This window comes from Streptomyces sp. AP-93, assembly GCF_022808175.1.
Taxonomy (GTDB): domain Bacteria; phylum Actinomycetota; class Actinomycetes; order Streptomycetales; family Streptomycetaceae; genus Streptomyces.
Genome location: NZ_JALGBX010000012.1, coordinates 62,508 through 87,582, shown reverse-complemented (window position 1 = coordinate 87,582; position 25,075 = coordinate 62,508). Strand labels below are relative to the sequence as shown.

Annotated in this window: 10 protein-coding genes; 2 read left to right on the top strand and 8 right to left on the bottom strand. The window is 73.2% G+C overall.

The window, feature by feature from the left end:
• The first annotated feature begins 22 nt into the window (after positions 1 to 22).
• A complete protein-coding gene (locus tag MTF69_RS20870; RefSeq protein WP_243336458.1) occupies positions 23 to 760 on the top strand; it encodes an ABC transporter ATP-binding protein in 738 nt (245 codons plus the stop codon).
• A complete protein-coding gene (locus tag MTF69_RS20865) occupies positions 754 to 3,222 on the top strand; it encodes an FtsX-like permease family protein (protein ID WP_243336457.1) in 2,469 nt (822 codons plus the stop codon). Before MTF69_RS20870 ends, MTF69_RS20865 begins: the two co-directional genes overlap by 7 nt.
• Positions 3,223 to 3,369: 147 nt before the next feature.
• Here MTF69_RS20865 and MTF69_RS20860 read toward each other — a convergent pair whose 3' ends face one another.
• Genes MTF69_RS20860 through MTF69_RS20825 form a run of 8 tightly spaced genes read right to left on the bottom strand, consistent with a single transcriptional unit; the run spans position 3,370 to position 25,011 of the window.
• The gene (locus tag MTF69_RS20860) at positions 3,370 to 4,293 is read right to left on the bottom strand and encodes a TauD/TfdA family dioxygenase (protein ID WP_243336456.1); all 924 of its coding nucleotides are present in this window, start codon (positions 4,291 to 4,293) and stop codon (positions 3,370 to 3,372) included.
• Positions 4,290 to 5,045, bottom strand: a complete 756-nt coding sequence (locus MTF69_RS20855; protein ID WP_243336455.1) for a 4'-phosphopantetheinyl transferase superfamily protein — start codon at positions 5,043 to 5,045, stop codon at positions 4,290 to 4,292. Before MTF69_RS20855 ends, MTF69_RS20860 begins: the two co-directional genes overlap by 4 nt.
• Positions 5,046 to 5,049: 4 nt before the next feature.
• Positions 5,050 to 5,985 (bottom strand): TauD/TfdA family dioxygenase, encoded by a 936-nt coding sequence (locus MTF69_RS20850; protein ID WP_243336454.1) that lies wholly within the window; start codon positions 5,983 to 5,985, stop codon positions 5,050 to 5,052.
• Positions 5,986 to 5,989: 4 nt separating this feature from the next.
• Positions 5,990 to 6,784, bottom strand: a complete 795-nt coding sequence (locus tag MTF69_RS20845; protein ID WP_243336453.1) for a thioesterase II family protein — start codon at positions 6,782 to 6,784, stop codon at positions 5,990 to 5,992.
• Positions 6,781 to 8,013, bottom strand: a complete 1,233-nt coding sequence (locus MTF69_RS20840) for an MFS transporter (protein WP_243336452.1) — start codon at positions 8,011 to 8,013, stop codon at positions 6,781 to 6,783. The genes MTF69_RS20845 and MTF69_RS20840 overlap by 4 nt, the downstream gene beginning before the upstream one ends.
• Entirely contained in the window at positions 8,010 to 9,053 is a 1,044-nt protein-coding gene (locus tag MTF69_RS20835) for an ornithine carbamoyltransferase (RefSeq protein ID WP_243336451.1), read from the bottom strand. Before MTF69_RS20835 ends, MTF69_RS20840 begins: the two co-directional genes overlap by 4 nt.
• Positions 9,050 to 20,059: a non-ribosomal peptide synthetase gene (locus tag MTF69_RS20830; protein WP_243336450.1), complete on the bottom strand. Its 11,010-nt coding sequence runs from the start codon at positions 20,057 to 20,059 to the stop codon at positions 9,050 to 9,052. The genes MTF69_RS20835 and MTF69_RS20830 overlap by 4 nt, the downstream gene beginning before the upstream one ends.
• Positions 20,056 to 25,011, bottom strand: a complete 4,956-nt coding sequence (locus tag MTF69_RS20825; protein WP_243336449.1) for a non-ribosomal peptide synthetase — start codon at positions 25,009 to 25,011, stop codon at positions 20,056 to 20,058. The genes MTF69_RS20830 and MTF69_RS20825 overlap by 4 nt, the downstream gene beginning before the upstream one ends.
• Positions 25,012 to 25,075 lie beyond the last annotated feature (64 nt).

Sequence of the window (25,075 nt, the reverse complement as noted above, 5' to 3'; positions counted from 1 at the left end):
GATCGACGATTGAGTGGGACCCATGGAAAAAGATGCGATTCAGCTCCGTTCGGTCACCCGGGCATACGGCTCGGGTGACGGCGCCGTCACCGCCCTCGACGACGTTTCCCTCGTGTTCCCGCGGAGCACGTTCACCGCGGTCATGGGCCCCTCCGGCTCGGGGAAGTCGACCCTGTTGCAGTGTGCCGCGGGTCTGGACCGGCCGACCTCCGGGTCGGTCGTGGTGGGCGGGACCGAACTGACGGGCCTGAGCGAGCGCAAGCTGACACTGCTCCGCCGGGATCGCATCGGCTTCGTCTTCCAGGCCTTCAACCTGCTGCCCGCGCTCACCGCCGAGCAGAACGTGGCGCTGCCGCTGCGCCTCGCCGGCCGCAAGCCCGGCAAGAGGGAGGTGCGGGAGGTACTGGCTCGGGTCGGCCTGGGGGACCGTGCCCGCCACCGCCCGACCGAGATGTCCGGCGGCCAGCAGCAGCGCGTCGCGCTCGCCCGGGCCCTCATCACCCGCCCCGACGTGCTGTTCGGCGACGAGCCCACCGGTGCGCTGGACTCCACCACGAGCCGCGAGGTGCTCACCATGCTGCGCGGCATGGTGGACACCGACGGCCAGACCATCGTCATGGTCACCCACGACCCGGTCGCCGCCTCGTACGCGGACCGGGTGGTCTTCCTCGCCGACGGCCGGGTCAACGGCGAACTGCTGTCTCCGACCGCCGAGGCCGTCGCCTCGCGCATGACGCAGCTGGAGGCCGTCCCGTGCTGAGCGTCGCCCTGCGCACGATGCGGACCCGCTGGGTCACCTTCGTGGGCTCCTTCATCGCACTGGCCCTGGGCGTGGGCCTGCTCGCCACCATGGGCCTCACCCTCGCCTCGACCTTCGACGCGCCCGAGCGCAGCCCGGAGCGGTTCGCGTCCGCGGCCTCGCCCGTGGTCGTCCGCGGCCCGGACACCCTTCGGGTGCCGAGCCCGATCGGCGACCGGGTCAAGCCGCTGACCCAGCCTCCGGGCCTCGACCCGCAGGTGTCCGGGAAGCTGGCGGGCCTCGGCCGGACCACGGTGGACCGCACCTTCGACGTCCACGTGGGAACCGGGCCCAAGGCCCTGGACGGCCACCCGTGGTCGGTGGCCGCGTTCGCCCCGTACCGGCTCCTCGACGGGCGGGCGCCCGCCGCGGACTCCGAGGTCGTCGTCGCCAAGGGCACCGCGAAGACCGGCGACCGCGTCGAGGTCCGGACGGACTCCGGTTCGGCCGCGCGCACCGTGGTGGGCACCGTGAAGTCCACCGGGTTCGAGAACCCGGTGTTCTTCTCCGACGCCGAGGCCGCGCGGCTCTCGCCGCGCATCGACAACATCGTGGTGGACGCGCCCGTGGAGGCCGTCAAGTCCGCCGTCGCGGGCACGGCCGGAGTGCAGGTGCTCTCCGGTGAGAACCGGCGGCTCGCCGACCCGGACCCGGACCGCGAGAAGGAGGCGCTGCTCGGCGTCAACATCCTGATCGGCACCGCGGGCGGCGTCACCACCTTCACCGCCGTCTTCGTCGTCGCCTCGACGTTCGCGTTCGCGGTGGCGCAGCGCCGGCGGGAGTTCGGTCTGCTGCGCACCGCCGGGGCCACCCCCGGTCAGGTGCGGCGGATGGTCTTCGCCGAGGCCACGGTGATCGGCGTACTGGCCTCCGCGGCCGGCTGCGTCCTGGGTGCCTACGGTGCGCCGTACCTGGCCCGGGTGCTGGTGGACAACGAGGTCGCACCGTCCTGGTTCGCCATCAAGGACGCGAGCTGGCCGTACTGGATCGCGTTCTCCACCGGTCTGCTGGTGGCCATGGCCGGCGTGTGGGCGGCGAGCCGCCGGGCCGGCAAGGTGACGCCCGCCGAGGCACTGCGCGACGCGGCGGTCGACACCCGCACGATGACCCCCGGACGCTGGGTGTGGGGCGGCCTGCTGCTCCTCGCGGGGACGTACGTACTGGGTTCGCAGCTCATCTCGGACCCGCAGGACGCCATCCACCGCAAGACGTACACGATCCAGCCGATGTGGTGGATCACCGCGTTCGCCTGCCTGGCCCCCGTGCTGGTGCGTCCGCTGACGCGGCTGCTGGCCTGGCTGCCGGCCCAGTTGCCGGGCGCGGTCGGCATGCTGATGCGGGAGAACGCGGCGTCGTCGGTGCGCCGTACCGCGGCGATCGTGGCGCCGGTACTGGTCGCCGTGGCGCTGGCCGGCTCCCTGCTCGGTGTCACCGGGACCATCAACGAGGCCAAGGCCGCCGAGACGAACTCCCAGCTGAGCGCCGACTACGTGATCTCCTCGGGCGGCGGCATCGACGACCGTTCGGTCGAGCGGGTCAAGGAGGTCGCGGGGGTCACCGCGACGGGCATCGCCTCCAGCGGCATCTACACGATGGAGGACGGCGTCGCCCTCATCCAGGACGAGGCCCGTGCGGTCGACCCGGCGGCGCTGCCGCTGGTCGCCGACCTGCCGGTCATCGCCGGCCGGGCCGCCGACCTGGACGACGGCTCGATCATCGTCACCGACGAGTGGGCGAAGCACACCGTCGGCGAGAGCGTCGACGTCTGGCTGGGAGACGGCAGCAAGACCTCGCTGAAGATCGTGGCGGTGATGCGGACCGGCACGGGCAACAACGGCGTGTACGTCACCCCGCACAACGCTCCGGGGGCCACGGCCTCGCGGATCGACGTGAAGCTGCGGCCGGGAGCCGATGCGGCGGTCGCGGCGGCGGCGCTCAAGGCGGCCGCCGAGCCGTTCGGCGGCAAGGTGCTGACGAAGCAGGAGTGGGAGGAGGCCACGGCGCCGAAGACCAACCGGCAGACCCGGGTGGGCTTCGCGGTGGTCCTGGGCATCGCCCTGCTGTATTCGTGCATCGCGCTCGCCAACACCCTGGTCATGGCCACGGCCGACCGGGTCCGGGACCTGGCGGTGCTGCGGCTCGCCGGCGCGACGAAGGCGCAGGTGCTGCGGCTGGTGGCGGCCGAGTCGCTGATGGTGGTGGTCGTCGGCGGAGCCCTGGGGCTCGCGGTGACCGGGCTGTACCTGTTCGGGGTGTGGGCCTGCCTGGCCGTCATGTCGGTGTGGTCGCCGGTCGCGGTCCCCTGGCAGGCACTCGGGGGGGCACTGGGAGTGTGCGCGCTGCTCGCGGTGACCTTCTCCACGGTGCCGGCCGCGCTCGCCCTGCGGACCCGCCCGGTGGAACTGGCCGGCATGCGCGAGTAGCGCGGCCGGACCGGGAAGACGCGAGGGGAGCCCCACCGGACAGGTGGGGCTCCCCTCGGGGTGCGGCGGGACCGCTGCGCCGCGCGTGCGGGAACCCGCGGGCGCGCGAAAAAGGGCACGAAAAAAGGGCCCGGGAACGGACGTCCGTCAGGCGGACGGCTCCGCCATCGCGACCGCGATCTTCCGCGGTCCGGTGAAGGGCTCGCGACCATGGGCCGCCAGCATGTTGTCCACGATCAGTACGTCGTCACGCTCCCAGTCGAAACGGGTGGACGCGGCCCGGTAGGCGGCCCGCAAGTGGTCCATGACGTCGTCGGGAATGACCCCGCCGTCGCCGTAGTAGGTGTTGGTGGGCAGGTCCTCGTCCTGGAAGATCTCCCGCAGTCCCTCCTGGACGTCGGGGGCGAGCGAGGTGACGTGGAAGAACGTCGCGTGGTTGAACCAGACGGTCTCGCCGGTCACCGGGTGGGTGTGCACGGCCTTGCGCACCGCGGTGGTCCGCAGTCCGCCGTCCGGCCGCCAGTAGGTCTCCAGTCCCTTGCCGCGGCAGTACTCCTCCACGGCGGCCCGGTCCTCGGTGGCGAAGGTCTCCTGCCACGGCACGCCGAAGTCGGCGTGGAAGTTGCGCACCACGCGCCAGCCGCGGCGTTCGAACTCCGCACGTATCGCCGGGTCGATCCCGGCCAGTACCTGCCGGATGTCGGCGAGCGGGGTCGCGCCCCGGGTCAGCGCCGGCTCTATGCAGTAGAAGTACAGCGTCCTGGGCCAGGCGGCCTGGTAGGAGTTCTCGTTGTGCAGGAAGATCTCCTCGTCCGGCGGGTAGTCGGTCGAGGTGTACACCTGCCCCTTGATGGTGCTGCGCGGGGAGGACCGCTCGGCGTAGGTGAGCGGCGGGGTGCCGGAGAAGGCGCGTACGACGCCGTCGAAGCCGTCCACCGATCCGACGCCGAAGCCGCGCAGCAGCACCGCTCCGCGCTCCGTGAGCAGTTGCCGCAGTTTGTCGCGGTGTTCCCCGATGTAGGCGTGGACGTCGGTGTCGGCCGACGGCGCCGTGATCTCGGTGATCGTCATGAGCTGAGGACTCCTTCGTCTACGCGGCGCAGTACGACCGGGCCGGTGCTGCCGGCTTCCTGGGCGACCGCGGCGAACAGCGGGGCGGCGACCGGGAGGTCCTGCACGGTCCAGGTGTCGGGGCCGGAGGGCTCGACGTGGGTGACGGTGACCGGTCCCCGCTCGGTGAGCCGTACGTCGATCGACCGCAGGTCGGTGATGATGCCGACGCCGCAGGCCTTGACGACCGCTTCCTTGCGGGTCCAGCAGCGGAAGAACACCTCGGAGCGGGCCTCGTCCGATCCGGCCGCCGCGAGGCGCTCCAGTTCGGAGTCCGACATCACCAGCGCGGAGGATCCGTGCAGGTCGAGGTGGCGGCTGTCCTCGATGTCGACGCCGACCTGACGGCCTGCGACGACGGCGAGCAGCCAGTGCGGGCCGGACCTGGACAGGTTGAAGTCCAGGCCGGTTTCCGGCCAGTCCACGCGCGGGCGCCCGTGTTCGGGGTGCTCGCAGCGCGGGCAGGGCCTGCGGCCCAGCCGGATCGCGTCGGGCGCCACGTCCAGGTAGCCGGCGAGGATGCGGCGCAGTGCGGCGTGGGCGCTCGCGTAGCGGGCGCCGGCCTGTTCGGACCTGCGCTCGACCACGCGCAGCTCCTGGTCGGACAGCAGCAGCAGGTCGGCCGGGTCCATCTCGTCGGGCGCCCGGCCCTGCCAGATGTGGACGGCGTCGGCCTCGAGGAGGCTCTGGTAGTCGTACTTCACGGTGTTCATGGGCTCAGTCCGACATCGCCACCAGCACGCGGCGGTCGCCCGTGAAGGGCCGGCGGCCGTGTGCGAGCAGCACGTTGTCGATGACCAGGAGATCGCCGGCGCGCCAGTCGACGTCGACGGCGGCTTCCAGGCCCCGGTCCCGGATCTGCAGGACGTACTCGCCGGGGATGGGGCTGCCGTCGGCGAAGGTGACGGTCTGCGGCAGCTCGTCCTCGGGGAGGATCTGGGCGAGGGCCGCCGCGGTGTCGTCGCCGAGCCCGGCCGGGTGCCACTGGTCGGCCTGGTTGAACCAGACCTCGACGCCCGTAACGGGGTGGCGGGTGGTGGAGGGGCGGACGGAGCTGATGCGGATGCCGCCGTCGGCCTTCCACTGCCAGGTGGCGCCGGTGCCGTCGAGGAACGCCTCGACGTCCTGGCGGTTGTTGGTCTCGAAGGTGTCCTGCCAGCTCTTGCCCAGGCCGTAGCCGTCGTGCAGGTTCTGCACGTAGCGCACGCCGCCGGCGAAGGCCTCGCGGACCTCCGGGTCCAGGGCCTGGAGCCATACGGCCGCGTCCAGGACCGGTGTGGCGCCGCCGCCGCCGGGCTGGATCTGGCAGAAGAAGGCCAGCCTGGAGGGCCAGGCGTGTGCGTAGCTCATCTCGTTGTGCATCGAGATGGTGAATTCCTGCGGGTACTCGGTCGAGGTGTAGACGTTGCTGCCGACCTTGGTGCGGGGCGAGTTGCCGTGCACGTAGGCGAGCCGGTTGGGCAGCAGCAGGTCGAAGACGGGATCGAGGGTTTCCCGGGTGACGCCGAAGCCGCGGAAGACCACGGCCTTCTCCGCGGTCAGCAGGGAGCCGAAGTCCTCGCCGAGGGCGGTGAGCCGCTCGGTCAGTTCCTCGGCGCCGCCGATGCCCTCGGTCTCGATCTCCAGCGGTGACCAGGTCTGGGTGGGTGTCATGTGCTCATGCCTCCAGGTCTTTGATGACGTCGGCGACCAGCGCGGCTTCCTGTCGCGCGAGGTAGAAGTGGTCGCCTGGATAGGTACGGAAGTCGAAGGCGCCGGGCGGGGTCAGGTCCGACCAGGCCAGTACGTCATCGCGTACGCAGCCGGGGTCGCCGTCCCCCACGTACGCGGTGACCGGGCAGCTCACGGGCGCCGGCCGGGCCGGCCGGTAGGCCTCGATGAGCCGGAAGTCGGCGCGCAGTGCGGGCAGCAGCAGTTCGCGCAGCTCGGGGATGTCGTAGGCCTCGGATCCCAGGTCGCCCAGCCGTCGGACACCGGCGATCAGGGTTTCGTCGTCCTGCTCGTGCAGCCGGGAGGGCTTCGGGCGGTGCGGTGCGGACCGCCCGGAGACCATCAGCCGGATCGGCCGGACGCCGTAGCGCTCCTGGAGCCGCAGGGTGCTCTCGTACGCGACGGACGCGCCCATGCTGTGTCCGAACAGTGCCAGCGGCTGGTCCAGGAAGTCTCCGAGGGCCCCGGTGACGGCGTCCACGAGGGCGTCCATGTCCTCGAAGCAGGGCTCGGCGAGCCGTTCCTGGCGGCCGGGGTAGCGGACGGCGAGCAGTTCGACTCCGGCCGGCAGCAGCGCGGCCCAGCCGTGGTAGAGCTGCGCGGTGCCGCCCGCGTGCGGGAAGCACACCAGCCGCAGCCGGGCCGGCGGGCCGCCCGGACGCTGGTAGCGGCGGAACCAGACGGCCGCGTCGGCCGGTCGGCCCGGTCGGCCCGGTCGGCCGGGCATGCTCGGTCGGCTCATAGGGGCTTCTCTCCCTTCAGTGCGGGGGCGACGGCGACGACAGCGGCCATGGCCGCCATCACGAGGCCCAGGATCAAGGTGGTGCGGGACGCGCCCCACGCGGTCAGCAGGAGGCCGCCGCCGAGGGCGCCCAGCGCGTTGGTGCCGGAGCCGATCAGGTTGGCCGCGGCGGCCACCCGGCCCTGGAAGGCGTCCGGGGTGGTGCGCACCTGGTAGACGGCGGCGGCGACGTTGAAGACCGCGCCGACGCAGCCGGTGCCGGCGAACAGGGCGCCCAGCAGCAGCGGGTCGCGGGCGAAGGACATCGCGGTGATGAGGACCGCCCACAGTGCCGCGCCGCCGACGAGGATGGCGCGCTGGCTGAACCGGCGCTGCCACCAGCCTCCCCACAGCGCCCCGGCCAGCCCGCCGACACCGCCGATGGCGACGATGACGGCGAGCACGCTCTTGGGCTGGCCCTCCTCCTTGACCAGCAGCACCAGGGCCAGTCCCAGTGCCTGGAAGAGGATGTTGCTGCCCGCGACGAAGCCGAGCGCCGCCCGCAGGAACGGCTCCTTCCACAGCCAGCGCAGTCCCTCGGCTATCTCGCCGCGCAGCTTCCCGCGCGCTCTGGTCCGCTCCTCCTGGAACCGCGTGCGGATCAGCAGCAGCGTGACCAGCGAGGCCAGGTAGGCCACGGCGGAGAACAGGAACGGCGCCCATCGCGTCAGGGACTGGAGGAGGATGCCGCCGGGCTGCCCGAGCATTCCGGCGGCCCGGCCGCGCGCCTCGTTGCGGGACAGCGCGGTGGCGAGGTGGGCGGGGTGGACGACGTTGCGTACGGCGCCGCGTTCGGCGAGCCGGTAGAACACGGTGAAGGTCGCCTCGGTGAACGCCACCGCGGTCAGGTGCGCCACCGAGAACCGGTCCGCCGCCAGCGCCGCCACCACGCTCGCCAGGGCGAGCAGACGGCCGGCCTCGCAGGCCAGCATCACCCGGCGGCGGTCCCAGCGGTCCACGAGTGCTCCCGCCGGGAGCTGCACGAGGAGCAGCGGGAGCAGCGCCGCGAAGGACACCGCCGCCATGGCCATCGGCGAACCGGTGTGCCACAGCACCAGCAGGGGGTAGGCGACGCCGCTGACCCGGGTTCCGAGGAAGGACACCGCGGCGCCGGACCACAGCAGCAGGAAGTCCCGGTTGGTGCGCAGCGGTGGCGGCGCCTCGGGGGGCGCCGCGTTGACGGTGCTCACAGGGTCCGCCCCGCCTCCGGGGGCGTCCCGCCGCGGACCCACTCCAGGACCGCCATGGCGCTGTGCATCTTGTTCTCGGCCTGCTCGAAGGCAATGCTCGCCGGCCCGTCGAGCACCTCGGCGGTGACCTCGTCGCCGCGGTGGGCGGGCAGGTCGTGCATGAAGGCGGCCTTGGGGCTGGTCTCCCACAGCGCGGACGTGACCTGGAACGGGGCGAAGATCTCCCGCCAGTTCGCGTCCGGCTTGCTGGATCCGGTGGTTTGCCAGCGCGTGGTGTAGACGACGTCCAGTGCGCCGGGCAGCTCGTCCATGTCGTGGCGCTCGCGGAAGACGGCGCCGTGGCGGGCGGCCTGTTCGGCCGCCTGCCGGACGAACGGCTCGGCCAGCCCGTAGCCGGGCGGCGTGCGCAGTTCGAACTCGACGCCCGGGAAGCGGGTGAGGGCCAGGGCGAGGGCGGAGGCCGTGTTGTTGCCCTCGCCGACGTACAGGATCCGCAGGCCCGCGATCCGCCCGAAGTGCCGCAGCAGGGTGGTGAGGTCGGTGAGCGCCTGGGTGGGGTGCTCGTCGGCGCTCATGGCGTTGACGACGGCCATGCGGTCCTGGAGGGCCCAGGCCCGCATCTCGGCCGGGTCGCCCGCGGTACGGGCCACCAGTACGTCCAGCATCCTGGACATGACCTTGCCGGTGTCCTCGCTGGTCTCCCCCGTGTTGAGCTGGAGGTCGTCGGGCCCGTACGAGACGATCTGGCCGCCGAGCCGCAGCGCCCCGCTGGAGAAGGCGGTACGGGTACGGGTGGAGGTCTTGCTGAAGTAGACGCCGACGACGTCCCCGTCGAGCGGGCGGGCCCCGCGTGCCGCGCCCGAGGAGAACTGGGCGCCGCGCTCCACGACGGCGCGCAGGTCCTCGTCGCCGAGGTCGTTGATGGAGATCAGGTGGCGGACGGTGGTGGTCACGGCGTTCTCCTCGGTCGGCGCGGGCGGGCGGGACGGCTGGGCCGGGTGGGGCGGATCGATGTGGTCGTCGAGCCACACGAGGGTCATGAGCGCTCCTCGTCGGTGACGACGGGGGCGAGGACGGCCGGGGCGGTGGTGTCCCCGCCGGCCGCGGTGCCCCAGGCGGTGGCGAGGCGGCCGTGCCCGAAGGTGGTGTCCTGGCGGCCGAGGAAGGCCGTCAGGTACTTCACGACGTCCTTGCCGGAGTCGGCGTTGGTGAGCGCGACGAATCCGGTACCGCCGTGCAGCCGGCTGATCGCCATGTTCCAGTAGCCCGCGGGCTCTCCGCCGTGGCCGAACTCCTGGTCGCCGCCGGTGTCGTCGACGATGGTGCCGAGCCCGTAGAAGGTTCCGGGCTCCCCCGCCATGAGCTCCTCGGCGATCTCGCGGGGCAGCAGCGCCCCGGCCTCGCCGAGCAGGGACCGGCGTACGGCCACCGTCAGCCGGCCGATGTCGGCGGCGGTGGTCCACAGGCCTGCGGCTGCCAGGTGGGCCCGGTCCCGCCAGCCGCCGGCGAGCTCGTTGCCCCGGGCGTCGTGCCCGTGGGCGACGGGCAGTTGGGCGGTGAGCGGGAAGGTGGCGGCGAAGCTGCTGTCGCCCATGGAGAGCGGGTCCAGGACCAGGCGGCGCGTCAGCGTCTCGAAGTCCTCGCCGGTGACGTCCTCCAGGAGCTGCTGGAGGACCCAGTAGTGGGTGCTGCTCTTGCGGAACTCGGCGTCCGGCACCAGGTCCCTGCGCACCCGGGGGGTGGCGACCGGCGGCCGCCCCTCCAGCAGGTCGAGGAGGGTCGGGAGCTGCTCGCCGGGCTTGAAGCCGACGCTGCGGTGCCGGGCGAGCCCGGCGCGGTGGCCGAGCAGCTGCCGTACGGTGACGGTTCCCGGAGCCTGTGCGTCGTCGGCCAGGTGCCAGCTGGTGAGGTAGCGGTCGATGTCCTCGTCGAGGTCGATCCGTCCCTCGGCGACCAGCCGCAGTACGGCGACCGCGGTGACGTGCTTGCTGATCGAGCCGACCTGGAACAGGGTCCGGGCGGTGACCGGTTCCCCGGATCCGGCGGCCAGGACGCCGAGGCCGTGGACCTCGGCGACCTCGCCGTCCTGCAGCAGGGCCACGCAGACGCCGGGGACGTGGTGCTCCGCCATGACCTCCTCGATCTCCCGCAGGGGCAGCCCGGTCGCCGGGGCCTGGGGGGCCGCCGGGCCGACGAGCGCCGCCAGTTCGGCGAGCGGTCCCTGTGCCAGCCGGGTCCGGTCGCCGCCCGCGGCCTGCTCCAGCAGGCTCGCCAGCAGTTCCGCGGAGACCTCCACGGTCGCGCCGGCGGCGGGTGCCGGCTCCACCGCCGGTGCGGGGACCGGCGGCGCGGGTTCGGCTGCCGCCGCCGCTGCCTCGGCCGCGTCCTCGTCCACCGCCGCGGCGAGGCCGATGAGGGTGTCGTGCTGGTACATGCGCCAGACGGAGACGGCCAGCCCGGCCTGCCGGGCCGCGGCCAGGACCTTGATCATGAGCAGCGAGTGGCCGCCCAGGTCGAAGAACCGGTCGTGGACGCCGATCTGCTCGACTCCCAGCACCTGGGACCAGATCCCCGCGAGCACCTTCTCGGTTTCGGTGCGGGGCGGCACGAAGGCGTCCTCGGAGCGCAGCGCCGAGCGGTCGGGGGCGGGCAGGGCCCGGCGGTCGACCTTGCCGTTGGCGTTGAGCGGGATCGCGTCCAGGCCGATGACGGCGGACGGGACCATGTAGTCCGGCAGCCGCAGGGCGCAGTACGCGGCCAGCTCGGCCGCGCCGGGCAGTTCCCCGCCGGGAGCGGGTACGGCGTAGGCGACCAGGCGCTTGTCGCCGGGGGCCGGTTCGTGGACCGTGACGACGGCGTCGCGGACGGCCGGGTGGCCGGCCAGGACGGCCTGGACCTCGCCCAGTTCGATGCGGTAGCCGCGGATCTTGACCTGGTCGTCGATCCGGCCGAGGAACTCCACGTTCCCGTCCGGGAGTTGGCGGACCAGGTCGCCGGTCCGGTAGAAGCGGGCACCGGCCGGACCGTAGGGGTCGGGCAGGAAGCGCTCGGCCGTCAGGTCCGGGCGGCCCGCGTAGCCGCGGGCCACGCCCGTCCCGCCGACGTACAGCTCACCGACGACGCCGACCGGGACGGGCTGGAGCAGCGCGTCCAGGACGTACATCGTCATGTTCGGCAGGGGGCTGCCGATCGGGACCACGTCGAGGGAGGTCTCCTCGGTCACCGGGTAGATGCAGGTGCCGACGGAGGCCTCGGTGGGGCCGTACTCGTTGATCAGGCGGCCGGGGCCCAGTACGTCCAGGGAGCGGTTCGCGGTGGTGCCCGGGAGCGCCTCGCCGGCGACGACGATCACACCTGCCAGGGCGTCCGCCTGCTCCGTGGTGAGCTGCTCGGCGAGCACGTCGAGGTGGCCGGGGGTGAGCTTGATGAAGCTGTACGGGGCTCCGGCGAGCAGTTCGGTGCCGAGTTCGCCCGCGGGGGTGTCCTGGGCGACGGTGTGCACGCGCTGTCCGGTGACCAGGGGGGCCCAGAGGTTCGGGACGACCAGGTCGAAGGCGACCGAGGAGAAGAGCGGCGCGCCGCCCGTGCCCTGCGATGCCAGCTCCCGGGCGGCCCAGGCGACGTGGTTGACCAGGCCGCGGTGCGTGACCTCCACGCCCTTGGGCCGGCCCGTGGAACCCGAGGTGAAGATGACGTACGCCAGGCCGTCCAGCTCACCGGCCCGCCGCTCGGGAGCCGTCGCCGGCCGCGCCGCGACCGAGGCGCGGTCGCCCTCGCCGTCGACGAGCACCAGCCCGGCGCCGGTGAACCGCTCCGCGTACCGGTCCTGCGTCAGGGCGGTGTGCGCGCCGGCGCTGTCGAGCATCGAGGCGATGCGGTCCGCCGGGTAGGAGGGGTCGATCGGCACGTACCCGCCGCCGGCCTTCCACACGCCGAGCAGGGAGGCGATCAGCTCCGGACCGCGGTCCAGCAGCACACCCACCCGCGACTCCGCGTCCACGCCCAGCGAACGCAGGTGGTGCGCGTACCGGTTGGCGCGGGCGTCGAGCCCGGCGTAGGTGACGCTCTCGCCGCCGAAAGCGACCGCTACGGCGTCCGGGGTCTTCGCCGCCTGGGCTTCGAAAAGCTCCAGCACCGAGCGGGTCTGCGCCTCGTGGCCGTGGTCGTTCCATTCCACGAGCTGGCGGTGGCGCTCCTCCTGCGGCAGGTACGAGGCCTGCGCGTCACCCGCCGGGTCGGCCGCCATGGCCGTGAGCACCGCCGCGTACAGGGCGGTCAGCCGGTCGGCGGCCTCGGGGGCGAGGGCGTGGGTGTGCGTGGTCATCAGCAGGTAGCCGGCGACCGCCGACACGGCCAGGCCGAACTCGGTGGCGCCTTCGCCGGAGCTGTCGCCGACGTCGACCCGGTCGGTGTCGACGTGGTCGAAGTCCTGGTAGCTGAACCGGACGTCCAGCAGCCGGTCGGTGCCCGCCTCTCGCTGGATCTCCGGCATCGGGAAGCGCCGGTGCTCCCAGATCCCGGCCTCGCGGCCGAAGACCTGCTGGACGAGCTCCTCCCAGGTGCGGGCGGTGCGCTCGAACACGAACGGGAGGGTGTTGAGGTACATGCCGTAGACCTGGTCGGCTCCCGGCGCCTCGGGACGGGCGCTGAACACCAGACCGCTGTGGAAGGACCGCTCCTCGGTGAGGGTGCTCAGCACCTTCAGGTGGGCGGCGAGCAGCACGCTCTTGAGGGAGACGCGGGCCCGGGTGGCCAGTCCCCGCAGTCCCGTCTCCAGGTCGCGCAGCGGTACGGCGACGCGGTACTTGCGGCGCGGCGCGGACAGGTCCCCGGCCCAGGCGGCGGGGAGCGAGAAGCGCGCGTTGGCGCCGACGACGGCCCGCCAGTGGTCGCGGTCGGGGCCGCCCGTGAGGGATTCCTGCTCGGCGGCCACGAAGTCCGCGTAGCGCACCGCGGGGCGCGGCGGCCGGACCCGGTCCAGGCCGTCGCGGACGCGCCGGTACTCCTCCAGGAGTTCCATGAGCAGGGCCCGGTGCGACCACCCCTCGGTGATCGCGTGGCAGACGGTGAGGCCGAGCCGCCAGGCTTCGTCGTCCTCGATGTGTGCCGTCATCCTCAGCAGCGGTGCCCGTTCGAGGTCGAACAGGTCGGCGCGTTCGGCGGCGATGAACTCCTCGACGGCCCGGCGCCGGTCCTCCTCCGGCAGGCCGCGCAGGTCGGTGACGGCGACGGGGATCTCCGCCGTGGCGTGCACGACCTGGAGCGGCTCGGACCAGGCGTCCAGGTGGAAGGAGGTGCGCAGCATCTCGTGGCGCGCGGCGACCTCGGCCGCGGCGGCCCGCAGGGCGTCCGCGGAGAAGGGGGTGTCGTCCTTGATCCGGAACGAGGCGACGTTGTGGTAGGCGTGGGCCTCGCGGTCCGCGAGCATCTCCAGCACCATGCCGAGCTGCACCTGGGTGAGCGGGTACGCGTCGACGGCGTCGGCCGGCAGGCCCGCCCGGTCGGCGGCCCCGACCATCGCGAAGGGCTCGACGGGCACGTCCACCTCGGTCCGGGCGGGGCGCCCGGTCAGGAACTCGCTGAGCTCGGCCACCGTGCGGTGTTCGAACACATCGCGCACGCCCACGTCGAAGCCGGCCTGGCGCAGCGCGCCGACCAGGGCCACGGCCCGGATGGAGTGGCCGCCGAGCTCGAAGAACCCGTCTTCGACGCCGACCCGGTCCAGGCCGAGGACCTGCTGCCAGACCTCGGCGACCCGCTGCTCGGTGACGGTGCGCGGGGCGACGTACCCGTCGGCGTCCTCGCCGGTGTCGCGGTCGGGGGCGGGCAGGGCCTTGCGGTCGACCTTGCCGTTGGCGTTCAGGGGCAGGGCCTCCAGGGCGATGAAGGAGGCGGGGACCATGTAGTCGGGCAGGGTCAGGGCGCAGTACCCGGCCAGGTCGGCCGCGGCCGGAGCCTGGGCTCCCGTCCGGGGCACGTGGTAGGCCACGAGCTGCCTGTCGCCGTCGCCCGCGTCATGGACGGCGACGAACGCGCCGGACAGGTCCGGGTGTTCGGCCAGGACGGCCTGGACCTCACCCAGTTCGATGCGGTAGCCGCGGATCTTGACCTGGTCGTCGACGCGGCCGAGGAACTCCACGTTCCCGTCGGCAGCCCGGCGGACCAGGTCCCCGGTCCGGTAGAAGCGGGAACCGGCCGGACCGTACGGGTCGGGCAGGAAACGCTCCGCCGTCAGGTCCGGACGCCCCGCGTAACCGCGGGCCACACCCGTCCCGCCGACGTACAGCTCACCCACCACGCCGACCGGGACGGGCTGGAGCAGCGCGTCCAGGACGTGCATCGTCATGTTCGGCAGCGGCAGCCCGATCGGCATCACCTCGAAGGCGGCCGTCTCGGGCACCGGGAAGACGCAGGTGCCGACGGAGGCCTCGGTCGGGCCGTACTCGTTGATCAGCCGCGCATCCGGGGCCAGGGCCCGCCAGCGCTCCAGCGTGGTGCGGGTGAAGGCCTCACCGGCGACCACCCACACCGGGGCGAGGTCGCTCGCCTCCTGGGCGGTCAACTGCTGGGCGAGCACGTCCAGATGACCAGGGGTCAGCTTGACGAAGCTGTACGGGCCTCCGGCGACGAGGTGCGCCCCGAGATCGGCCATGTCGGTGTCCTGAGCGACGGTGTGGACCGCCTGCCCGGTGACCAGCGGAGCCCAGAGGTTCGGGACGACCAGGTCGAAAGCCACCGACGAGAACAGCGGCGCACCGCCCGTACCCTGCGCAGCCAGCTCACGCGCAGCCCACGCCACATGATTGACCAGACCCCCATGAGTGACCTCCACGCCCTTCGGCCGACCTGTCGAACCCGAGGTGAAGATGACGTACGCCAGTCCGTCCGGGTCACCGGTCCGGCGCTCGGGAGCCGTCGCCGGGTGTCCGGCGAGCAGCGTGCGGGCGGCGTCGCCGTCGACGCGCACCGGTTCGACGCCGGCGAACCGCTCGGCGTACCGGTCCTGCGTCAGGGCGGCGTGCGCGCCGGCGCTGTCGAGCATCGAGGCGATGCGGTCCGCCGGGTAGGAGGGGTCGATCGGCACGTAGGCGCCGCCCGCCTTCCACACGCCGAGCAGGGAGGCGATCAGCTCGGGACCGCGGTCCAGCAGCACGCCCACCCGCGACTCCGCGTCCACACCCAGGGCGCGCAGGTGGTGCGCGATCCGGTTGGCCCGGACGTCCAGCTCCGCGTAACTCAGCGACTCGCCCTCGTGCAGCACCGCGGTCGCACCCGGCGCCGCCACCACCTGCGCCTCGAACAGCTCCAGCACCGACGCCGTCTGCGCCGGGTACTCCGTGTCGTTCCACTCCACGAGCTGGCGGTGGCGCTCCTCCTGCGGCAGGTACGAGGCCTGCGCGTCACCCGCCGGGTCGGCCGCCATCGCCTCCAGGACCAGGCGCAGCAGGGCCGCGTGCCGGTCGGCCCCGGCGGGGCTCAGCGCGCGCGGGCTGGCGGTCAGGACGAGGTGGCCGATGCGGGCGGAGATGCCGAGCGGGAATTCGGTGGGGCTGTCGTCGATGCTCGCCAGGTAGTCGACCTGGTCGCGGTCGACCTGGTCGAAGTCGTGGTAGCTGAACCGGACGTCGATCAGCCGCTGCCCGTCGCCGAAGTCGCGCTGGATGACGGGCATCGGGAAGGTCCGGTGCGGCCACAGCTCGATCTCGCGGGCGAAGACCTGCCCGACCAGCTCCTGCCAGGTGCGTGCGGTCCGGTCGTAGGCGAACGGCAGCGTGTTGAGGTGCATGCCGTAGACGCGGTCGGAGCCCAGGGCCTCGGGGCGGGCGTTGCAGACCAGGCCGGCGAAGAAGGACTCCTCCTCGGTGAGCATGCTCAGCGTCTTCAGGTGCGCGGTGTGCAGGACGCTCTTGAGCGAGGCCCCGGCCTTGGTGGCCAGGGAACGCAGCCGGTCCTCCAGGTCGTGGAAGGGCACCGCGACCCGGTACGGGCTGCCGGCGGTCTCCCCGGAGTCCGTGACCCAGGCGTCCGGGACGGCGAAGCGGGCGTGGTCCGAGACGATGCCCTGCCAGTAGCCGCGGGTCTCCTCGGAGTCGAGCGCGTCCAGCTCGGCGGCGATGAAGTCGGCGAAGCGGACGGCGGGCCGCGGCTGCTCCGACGGCTCGTCGCCGTCGCGCACGCGCCGGTACTCGCCGAGCACCTCCATCAGGAAGGAGTGGTGGCTCCAGCCGTCCAGGATGGCGTGGCACTCGGTGTTGGTGATCCACCAGCTGCCGTCGTCGACGACGTGGGCGAACAGCCGCAGCAGCGGCGGCTCGGCCAGGTCGAACAGCTCGGCCCGCTCCTGGTCGCCGAAGGCGCGCAGCGAGGCGTGGAGTTCGTCCTCGGTGAGTCCGGTCAGCTCGCGTGCGCCGACCGGCATCACGGCGTCCTCGCGGACGAGCTGGAGCGGCACGGAGTACGTGGTCAGGTCGGCGCAGGTGCGCAGGACGTCGTGGCGGGCGACGACCACGCGGGCCGCCTCGCGCAGTGCGTCGAGGGAGAACGGCACCTCGTCGCGGATCCGGAAGGAGGTGACGTTGTGGTACGGGTGCCGGCCGTCGTCGGTCAGCATCTCGACGATCATGCCGAGCTGTACCTGGGAGAGCGGGTAGGCGTCGGCCAGGCCCTCGGGGAGCCGGGCGCGGTCCGCCTCGGAGAGCAGGGCGAACGGCTCCACCGTGCGGTCCACGTCCTCGGGCGCGGGACGGCCGGTGACCAGTTCGGCCAGCCGGGCCACCGTGCGGTACTCGAAGACGTCGCGGACGGCCAGGTCGTAGCCCTCGGTGCGCAGCCGGCCGACGAGCTTGACGGCGCGGATCGAGTGCCCGCCGAGCTCGAAGAACCCGTCGTCGACGCCGACCTGGTCCAGTCCGAGCACGTCGGCCCAGACCGCGGCGATGCGCTCCTCGACGACGGTACGGGGCGCCACGAACGCGGCGGCGGACCCGACGGCGCCCTGGTCGGGGGCGGGCAGCGCGCGCTTGTCGAGCTTGCCGTTGGTGGTGAGCGGGATGCTGTCCAGGGCGGTGAAGGAGGACGGGACCATGTACTCGGGGAGCGTCGCCGCCACGTGGGCGCGCAGCTCGCCGGGGGCGGCGCCGGAGGCGGCGTCGCGGGCCACGTAATAGGCGGCCAGCGTGCGGTCGCCGGGGGTGTCCTCGCGGACCACGACGACCGCGTCGCGCAGCGCGGGGTGCGCCGCGAGGGCCGTCTCGATCTCACCGAGTTCTATGCGGAAGCCGCGGATCTTGACCTGGTCGTCGATGCGGCCGAGGAACTCCAGGCTGCCGTCGGACAGCCGGCGGGCCAGGTCGCCGCTGCGGTAGAGGCGCGCGCCGGCCGGACCGTAGGGGTCGGGCACGAAGCGTTCGGCGGTCAGGTCGGGGCGGCCGAGGTAGCCGCGGGCCACGCCGGGGCCGCCGACGTGGATCTCGCCGGGGACGCCGATCGGGACGAGCTGTCCGTGCGCGTCCAGGAGGTGGACGGTCAGGTCGCTCAGCGGGTGCCCGATCGGGTTGCCGGACGTGGCGGCCAGGTCGGCGTGGGTGAGGCGGTGGAAGGTGGTGTGCACGGTCGTCTCGGTGATGCCGTACATGTTGAGCAGTGCGGTGCGGTCCAGGCCGCGCCGCTCGACCCACGGCCGCAGTTCGGCGACCTCCAGCTTCTCGCCGGCGAAGACGACGGCGCGCACCGCGAGCCGGTCCACGCGCGGGTCGCCCTCGGCGGCGGCGGAGACCAGGGAGCGGAACGCCGACGGGGTCTGGTTGAGGACCGTGACCCGCTGCTCCACGAGCAGGTCGAGGAACTCCTGCGGGGATCGGGTCACCGCGAAGGGGACGACGATCAGGCGGCCGCCGTTGAGCAGCGCGCCCCACATCTCCCACACGGACACGTCGAAGGCGTAGGAGTGGAAGAGCGGCCACACGTCGCGCTCGTCGAACCCGTAGTGCCGCTGCGCGGAGGTGAGCAGACGCAGCACGTTGGCGTGGGTGAGGGCGACGCCCTTGGGGCGGCCGGTCGAGCCGGAGGTGTAGATGGTGTAGATCAGGTTGTCCGGGCTGCCCGGCACGGCCGGGTCGGTGTCCGGGTGGGCGTCGATCAGGGCGGCGTCGCGGTCGAGCAGGAGCAGCTCGCCGTCGTAGCGGCCGTCGAGGACCGGGGCCTGTGCCGAGGTGGTCACCACGACGGGCGCGGCGGCGTCGGAGGCGATGTAGGCGAGGCGGTCGGCGGGGTTGGCCGGGTCGAGCGGCAGGTAGGCCGCGCCGGACTTCAGCACGCCGAGCAGGGCCGGCATGAGCTCGGTGCCCCGCTCCAGGCAGATGCCGACGAGGGACTCCGGACCGATGCCCTTGGCGCGCAGCACGTGGGCGATGCGGTTGGCGCGGGCGTTGAGCTCGCGGTAGGTCAGCGCGTCGTCCTCGAAGACGACGGCGACCGCGTCGGGGGTCCGGGCCACCTGCTCTTCGAAGGCCTCGTGGACCCGGCGGGTCACCGGCTCGTCGGTCTCGGGACCGCCGGCCAGCACGGCCACCTCCTCGGCGGCGAGGATCGGCAGGCTCCGTACGGGGGCGGCCGGGTCGGCGGTGACGGCGTCGAGCAGCCGCAGCAGGTGCCCGGCCATCCGCTCGATCGTGGAGCGGTCGAACAGGGCCGTCGCGTACTCGAAGTGTCCGCCGAGCGTGCCGTCGGCGGACTCGCGCAGCTGGAGGTCGAGGTCGAACTTGGCGACCCGGCCGCTGCCCTCGTACGGGGTGACGAGGACGTCCGGCAGGTCGAAGCCCGAGGACCGCTCGCCGTGCAGGGTGAAGGAGACCTGGAAGAGCGGGGTGCGCGAGAGGTCTCGCTCGGGCTGGAGCTCCTCCACGAGCCGGGCGAAGGCCAGGTCCTGGTGGTCGTAGGCGTCCAGCACGGTGGACCGGGTACCGGCCAGCAGGTCCGCGAAACCGCGATCGCCGTCCCAGCGGCCCCGCATGACCAGGCTGTTGATGCCGTAGCCGATGAGCTGCTGGAGCTCGGGGCGGCCGCGGCCGGAGACGACGGTGCCGACTGCGATGTCCTCACGGCCCGTCCAGCGGGCGAGCAGGCTCTGGTAGGCGGCGAGGAAGACCATGTAGAGGGTGGCGTCGTGGCGGTGGGCCAGATCGCGGATCCGTGTCGCGAGCTCCGCGGGGACGGTGAACGGCACGGCGTCGCCGGAGCCGTCGCGCAGGGCGGGGCGGGGACGGTCGGTGGGCAGCTCCAGGGGCGTGAGGCCGTCCAGCTGCTGCGTCCAGTAGCCGAGGTGGCGGTCGATGACCTCACCGGTCAGCTCGGAGCGCTGCCAGGCCGCGTAGTCGGCGTACTGCGCCGGCAGCGGGGCCGGCAGGTCCGCCTCGCGGCCGCTCAGGAAGGACCCGTACAGGTCGCTCAGTTCCTGGCTGAAGACGCCGACGGACCAGGCGTCGCAGGCGATGTGGTGGAAGACGACGGACAGGACGTGCTCGTCGTCGGCGAGGCGGATCAGGCGGGCCCGGACCGGCCAGTCGCGGGCCAGGTCGAACGGCGCCCGAAGGCCTTCCTCGACCAGGGCGCGGACGCGGGTCTCCGTTGCGTCCCGGCCGTCCTGACCGTCCTGGCCGGGCAGCTGGTCGACGGTCAGCGGGTAGGGCTGCGGGGCGTCGATGACCTGGACCGGGTCCTCGCCGTCCAGGGTGTAGCGGGTGCGCAGGATCTCGTGCCGGTCCACCAGCGCCTGCCAGGCGCGGCCGAGGGCATCGGTGTCCAGCAGTCCGCGCAGCCGTACCACCAGCGGCACCAGGTACTCGGTGCTGCCCGGGTCGAGGCGGCTGAGGAACCACATCTGCTGCTGCCCGTAGGACAGGGGCAGCGGGCCGAGCCGGTCCGCGGTCGGGATGCCGGTCGCCTTGCGGACGCCCCGGCGTCCGAGAAGTCGGCGGCGCAGCAGTTCCTCGCGCAGCTCGTCGGTGTCCGCGCCGGGCGCGGTCCGTGCGATCTCACCGGTGCTCATGCGTTGCTCTCCTTCACCAGCAGTTCCTCGTCCAGCTCGGAGTCGGTGAGCGCGGCGATCTCCGCCTTGATGCGCTCCTCGACGGTGGCCGCCAGCCTGGCGACCGTGGGTCCTTCGAACACCGTGCGTACGGCGAATCCGATCTCGAACTCCTCCTGGATCCGGGAGATGAGCCGGATCGCGAGGATCGAGTTGCCGCCGGAGTGGAAGAAGTTGTCGTGCGCTCCGACGCGCTCCAGCCCGAGCAGCTCGGTCCAGATCTCGGCCATGCGCTCCTCGACGGGGCCGTCGGGGGCGACGTGGCCGTCCGTGCCGTCTCCGGTGTCCCGGTCGGGTGCGGGCAGGGCCCGGCGGTCGACCTTGCCGTTGGCGTTGAGCGGGATCGCGTCCAGGGCGGTGAACGTGGCCGGGACCATGTAGTCGGGCAGGGTCAGGGCGCAGTACCCGGCCAGTTCCGCCTCGTCCGGCGCACCGGCTCCCGCCCGCGTCACGTGGTAGGCGGCGAGCTGCTTCTCCCCGGTGGGGGTTTCGCGGACCGTGACGAAGGCGTCGTGGACGGCCGGGTGGCCGGCCAGAACGGCTTGGACCTCGCCGAGTTCGATGCGGTAGCCGCGGATCTTGACCTGGTCGTCGATGCGGCCGAGGAACTCCACGTTCCCGTCGGCGGCGCGGCGGACCAGGTCGCCGGTCCGGTAGAAGCGGGTGCCGGGCGGGCCGTAGGGGTCGGGCACGAAGCGTTCGGCGGTCAGGTCCGGCCGGCCGGCGTAGCCGCGGGCCACGCCCGTGCCGCCGACGTACAGCTCGCCGACGACGCCGACCGGGACGGGCTGGAGCAGCGCGTCCAGGACGTGCATCGTCATGTTCGGCAGCGGCAGCCCGATCGGCATCACCTCGAAGGCGGCCGTCTCGGGCACCGGGTAGACGCAGGTGCCGACGGAGGCCTCGGTGGGGCCGTACTCGTTGATCAGGCGGGCGTCGGGGGCCAGAGCCCGCCAGCGCTCCAGGGTGGTGCGGGTGAAGGCCTCACCGGCGACCACCCACACCGGGGCGAGCGCGCTCGCCTCCTCGGCACTCAACTGCTCGGCCAGCACGTCCAGGTGACCGGGGGTCAGCTTGACGAAGCTGTACGGGGCTCCGGCGACGAGGTGCGCGCCGAGTTCGGCCATGTCGGTGTCCTGGGCGACGGTGTGCACCGCCTGCCCGGTGACCAGGGGGGCCCAGAGGTTCGGGACGACCAGGTCGAAGGCGACGGAGGAGAAGAGCGGCGCACCGCCCGTGCCCTGGGAGGCCAGCTCCCGCGCGGCCCACGCCACGTGGTTCACCAGCCCCCCGTGCGTGACCTCCACGCCCTTCGGGCGGCCCGTCGAACCCGAGGTGAAGATGACGTACGCCAGTCCGTCCGGCTCACCGCCCGCACGCTCCGGAGCCGTCGCCGGCCGTGCGTCGACGGAGGGGCGGCCGGCGTCCAGGAGGACCTTGGCTCCGGCCGTCTCCAGGATGGAGGCCACCCGCTCCACCGGGTAGGAGGGGTCGATCGGCACGTAGGCGCCGCCCGCCTTCCACACACCGAGCAGCGAGGCGATCAGCTCCGAACCGCGGTCCAGCAGCACGCCCACCCGCGACTCCGCGTCCACGCCCAGGGCGCGCAGGTGGTGCGCGATCCGGTTGGCGCGGACGTCCAGCTCCGCGTAGCTCAGGGACTCGCCCCCGTGGAGGACCGCGGTCGCGTCCGGCGTCGCGGCGGCCTGGGCCTCGAAGAGCTCCAGCACCGACGCGGTCTGTGCCTCGTACTCCGTGTCGTTCCATTCCACCAGCACCTGCCGGCGCTCCTGCCCGGAGAGCAGTTCCACGGACGCCAGCGGTACGTCGGGGCGGTCGGTGACCTGCTCGGCGAGGCGGACGAAGTGGGTGGCGAGGCGGGCCGCGGTGCTGGTGTCGAAGAGCGCGGTCGCGTACTCCAGTACGCCCTCCAGCGCGCCGTCCGCGGTCTGCCGCATGAAGAGCGACAGGTCGGTCTTGGCCACGTGCCAGGAGGCGGCGAAGGCCTCCATGTCCTCGTCCAGGGTGGCGACGCTGGTCACGCCCTCGCTGTGCAGGTCGAAGGCGACCTGGTAGAGCGGTGTGCGGGAGAGGTCCCGGTCGGGCTGGAGCTCGTCGACGAGGTGCTCGAAGGGCAGCTCCTGGTGGGCGAAGGCCGCCCGGGAGGCGTCCTTGACCCGGTCCAGGGCCTCGGAGAAGCTCACGTCGCCGTCCAGGCCGCAGCGCACCACCAGCGAGTTGAGGAAGAAGCCGACGGTGCCCTCGGTCTCCGGCCGGGCCCGGCCCGCGACCGGGGTGCCGACCGGCACGTCCCACTGTCCGGTGTGCCGTGCGAGGAGCGACGCGAAGACGGTCAGCAGCGTCATGAACGGGGTCGCGCCGTGGGCGCGGCCCAGCTCGGTGAGGCGGTGCGCGAGCGAGGGCTCCAGCCTCACCGGGACGACCGCGCCGTGCGGGTCGCGCTCGGCGGGCCGCGGCCGGTCGGTGGGCAGGTTCAGCGGTGCCAGGCCGGCCAGCGCGGTGCGCCAGTGCTCCAGCTCGGCGCCCACGTACTCCTCGGTGAGCCGTGCGTGCTGCCAGGCGCCGTAGTCGGCGTACTGCACGGCCGGGGCCGCGAGTGCGGGCTCGCGGCCCGCCTCGTAGGCCGCGCACAGCTCGCGCAGTTCGCGCTCCAGGACGACCGTCGACCAGCCGTCGCAGGTGATGTGGTGCAGGGTCAGCAGGACGACGTGGTCCTCGCCCTCGACCCGGGCCAGCAGCACCCGCCACAGCGGGCCCCGCTCCAGGTCGAAGCCCTGCCCGAACTGCTCCTCGAACAGGCGCGGGAGGTCTGCGCGGGCGGTGTCCAGGACCCGCAGGGCGACCCGTCCGGCGGCGGGCGCGTCGATCACCTGGCGCGGCTCGCCGCCGCCGTCCACGTATCGGGTGCGCAGCGATTCGTGACGGGCCGCGAGGGTGTCCAGGGCTCGGCGGACGGTGTCCGCGGAGGTCGCGGCGGGCAGCCGCAGGAAGAGCGGGGCGACCCATTCGGGGCTCGCGGGGTTCATCCGGTCCAGGAACCACATGCGGCGCTGGCCGGAGGACAGCGGCAGTTCCCCGTCCCGGGGCACCGGGCGGATCGCGTCCTCGTCACCGTCCGGCGTCCGGATCAGTTCGGCCTGCGCCGCCACCGTGCTGGCGGCGAACAGGCCGCGCAGCGAGACCTTCTCGCCGGAGGCCGCGCGCAGCCGGGCGGCGAGGCGGGTGAGCTGGAGGGAGGTGCCGCCGAGGGCGAAGAAGTCGTCGTGCGCGCCCACCTTCCCGGTCTTCAGGAGGTCCTCCCACACGTCGGCGACCAGCTGCTCCGTGGCGTCGCGCGGCGCGGTGTACGAGGCGGCGCCGGTGGCCGCGAGCTGCTCGGGGCCGGGCAGGGCCGCCCGGTCGACCTTGCCGTTGGCGGTGAGCGGGAAGGTTTCCAGGACGTGGAAGTACGCGGGCACGTGGCTGTCGGGCAGCCGGTCCCGCAGGAAGGCGCGCAGGTCCTCGGTGGTGAGTGCGGCGCGGGCGGTGAGGTGGGCGGCGAGCCGCTTGCCCTCTCCCTCGCCCTCGGCCGCGTGGGCGGTGACGACGGCGCCGGTGACGTACGGGTGAGAGGCGAGCGCGGACTCGATCTCGCCGGGCTCGATGCGGACGCCGTTCACCTTGACCTGGTGGTCGAGGCGGCCGAGGTACTCCAGGGTCCGGTCCGCGTTCCACCGGACCTGGTCCCCGGTGCGGTAGAGCCGCGAGCCGGCCGGACCGTAGGGGTCGGGCACGAAGCGTTCGGCGGTCAGGTCGGGGCGGCCCAGGTAGCCGCGGGCGACGCCGGGTCCGCCCGCGTACAGCTCGCCCGGGACGCCGATGGGGACAGGGACGCCGGCCGGGTCCAGGACGAGCACCCGCATGCCGGGCAGGGGGCGTCCGATCGGGACGGGGCCGCTGGTGCGCGCCGGGTCGGCGAGCTGGGCGGTGATGTCGATGGCGCATTCGGTGGGCCCGTAGGTGTTCCACACCTCGAGCTCCTCCGGGGCGCGTTCGCGGATGCGGGCGACGAGTTCGAAGTGCAGGGGCTCGCCGGCCGAGAACAGCAGCCGCAGGGCCTTGGCGCCGGCCCAGGCCTCGGCCGGTTCGTCGGCGAGCAGGCGCAGCACCGAGGGCACCACCTGGAGGACGGTCACCTCGTGCTCGGCGACGGCGCGCAGCAGGGCCGAGGGGTCGCGTTCGGCTCCGGCCGGGGCCAGGACGACGGAGCCGCCCGCGACGAGCGGTCCGAAGATCTCCCAGCCCGCCGCGTCGAAGCCGATCGAGGTCTTGTGCAGGATCCGGTCGTCGGGGCCCAGGCCGTGTTCTGCGACCGTCCAGCCGACCCGGTTCGCGAGGCCGGCGTGGGTGACGGCGACCGCCTTGGGCCTGCCCGTGGAACCGGAGGTGAAGATGGCGTAGGCCAGGGAGTCGGGGTCCGTGCCCGGGCCCTGCGGTGCGGTGTCCGGGAGGGCGGCGAGCTCGGCCGCGAGTGCTCCGGTGTCGATGGCCCGGGCTCCGGCCGCCTGCACGGCGGCGGTGAGCGCGGGACCCGCGAGCACGAGCGGCGCGCCCGAGTCCTCGATCAGGCCGGTGAGCCGGGCGTGCGGGTGCCCGGGGTCCAGCGGCACGTACGCGGCGCCCGCCTTCCACACGCCGAGGAGCGCCACGACCAGGCTGACGCCCCGGTCCAGGCTCACCCCCACCACGGTGCCCGGGCCGGCGCCCTGGCCGCGCAGGAAGTGTCCGAGGCGGTTGGCCGCGCGGTCCAGTTCCCGGTAGGTCACGGGCCGCCCGGCATCGAGGACGGCGACGGCGTCCGGTGTCCGGGACGCCTGAACGGCGAAGCGTTCCGGCAGCAGTTCGGCGTTCACGGTTTGCTCCTGTCGAGGACCTGGTCTTGGTGGTTCCGGTGGTGGCGGGGAGGGAGGGGTGTGG

Bases quoted from the DNA above. Each gene is read 5' to 3' on its own strand.
- MTF69_RS20855 (WP_243336455.1), bottom strand. From the start codon at position 5,045: ATGAACACCGTGAAGTACGACTACCAGAGCCTCCTCGAGGCCGACGCC.
- MTF69_RS20870 (WP_243336458.1), top strand. From the start codon at position 23: ATGGAAAAAGATGCGATTCAGCTCCGTTCGGTCACCCGGGCATACGGC.
- MTF69_RS20860 (WP_243336456.1), bottom strand. From the start codon at position 4,293: ATGACGATCACCGAGATCACGGCGCCGTCGGCCGACACCGACGTCCAC.
- MTF69_RS20845 (WP_243336453.1), bottom strand. From the start codon at position 6,784: ATGAGCCGACCGAGCATGCCCGGCCGACCGGGCCGACCGGGCCGACCG.
- MTF69_RS20835 (WP_243336451.1), bottom strand. From the start codon at position 9,053: ATGACCCTCGTGTGGCTCGACGACCACATCGATCCGCCCCACCCGGCC.
- MTF69_RS20830 (WP_243336450.1), bottom strand. From the start codon at position 20,059: ATGAGCACCGGTGAGATCGCACGGACCGCGCCCGGCGCGGACACCGAC.
- MTF69_RS20850 (WP_243336454.1), bottom strand. From the start codon at position 5,985: ATGACACCCACCCAGACCTGGTCACCGCTGGAGATCGAGACCGAGGGC.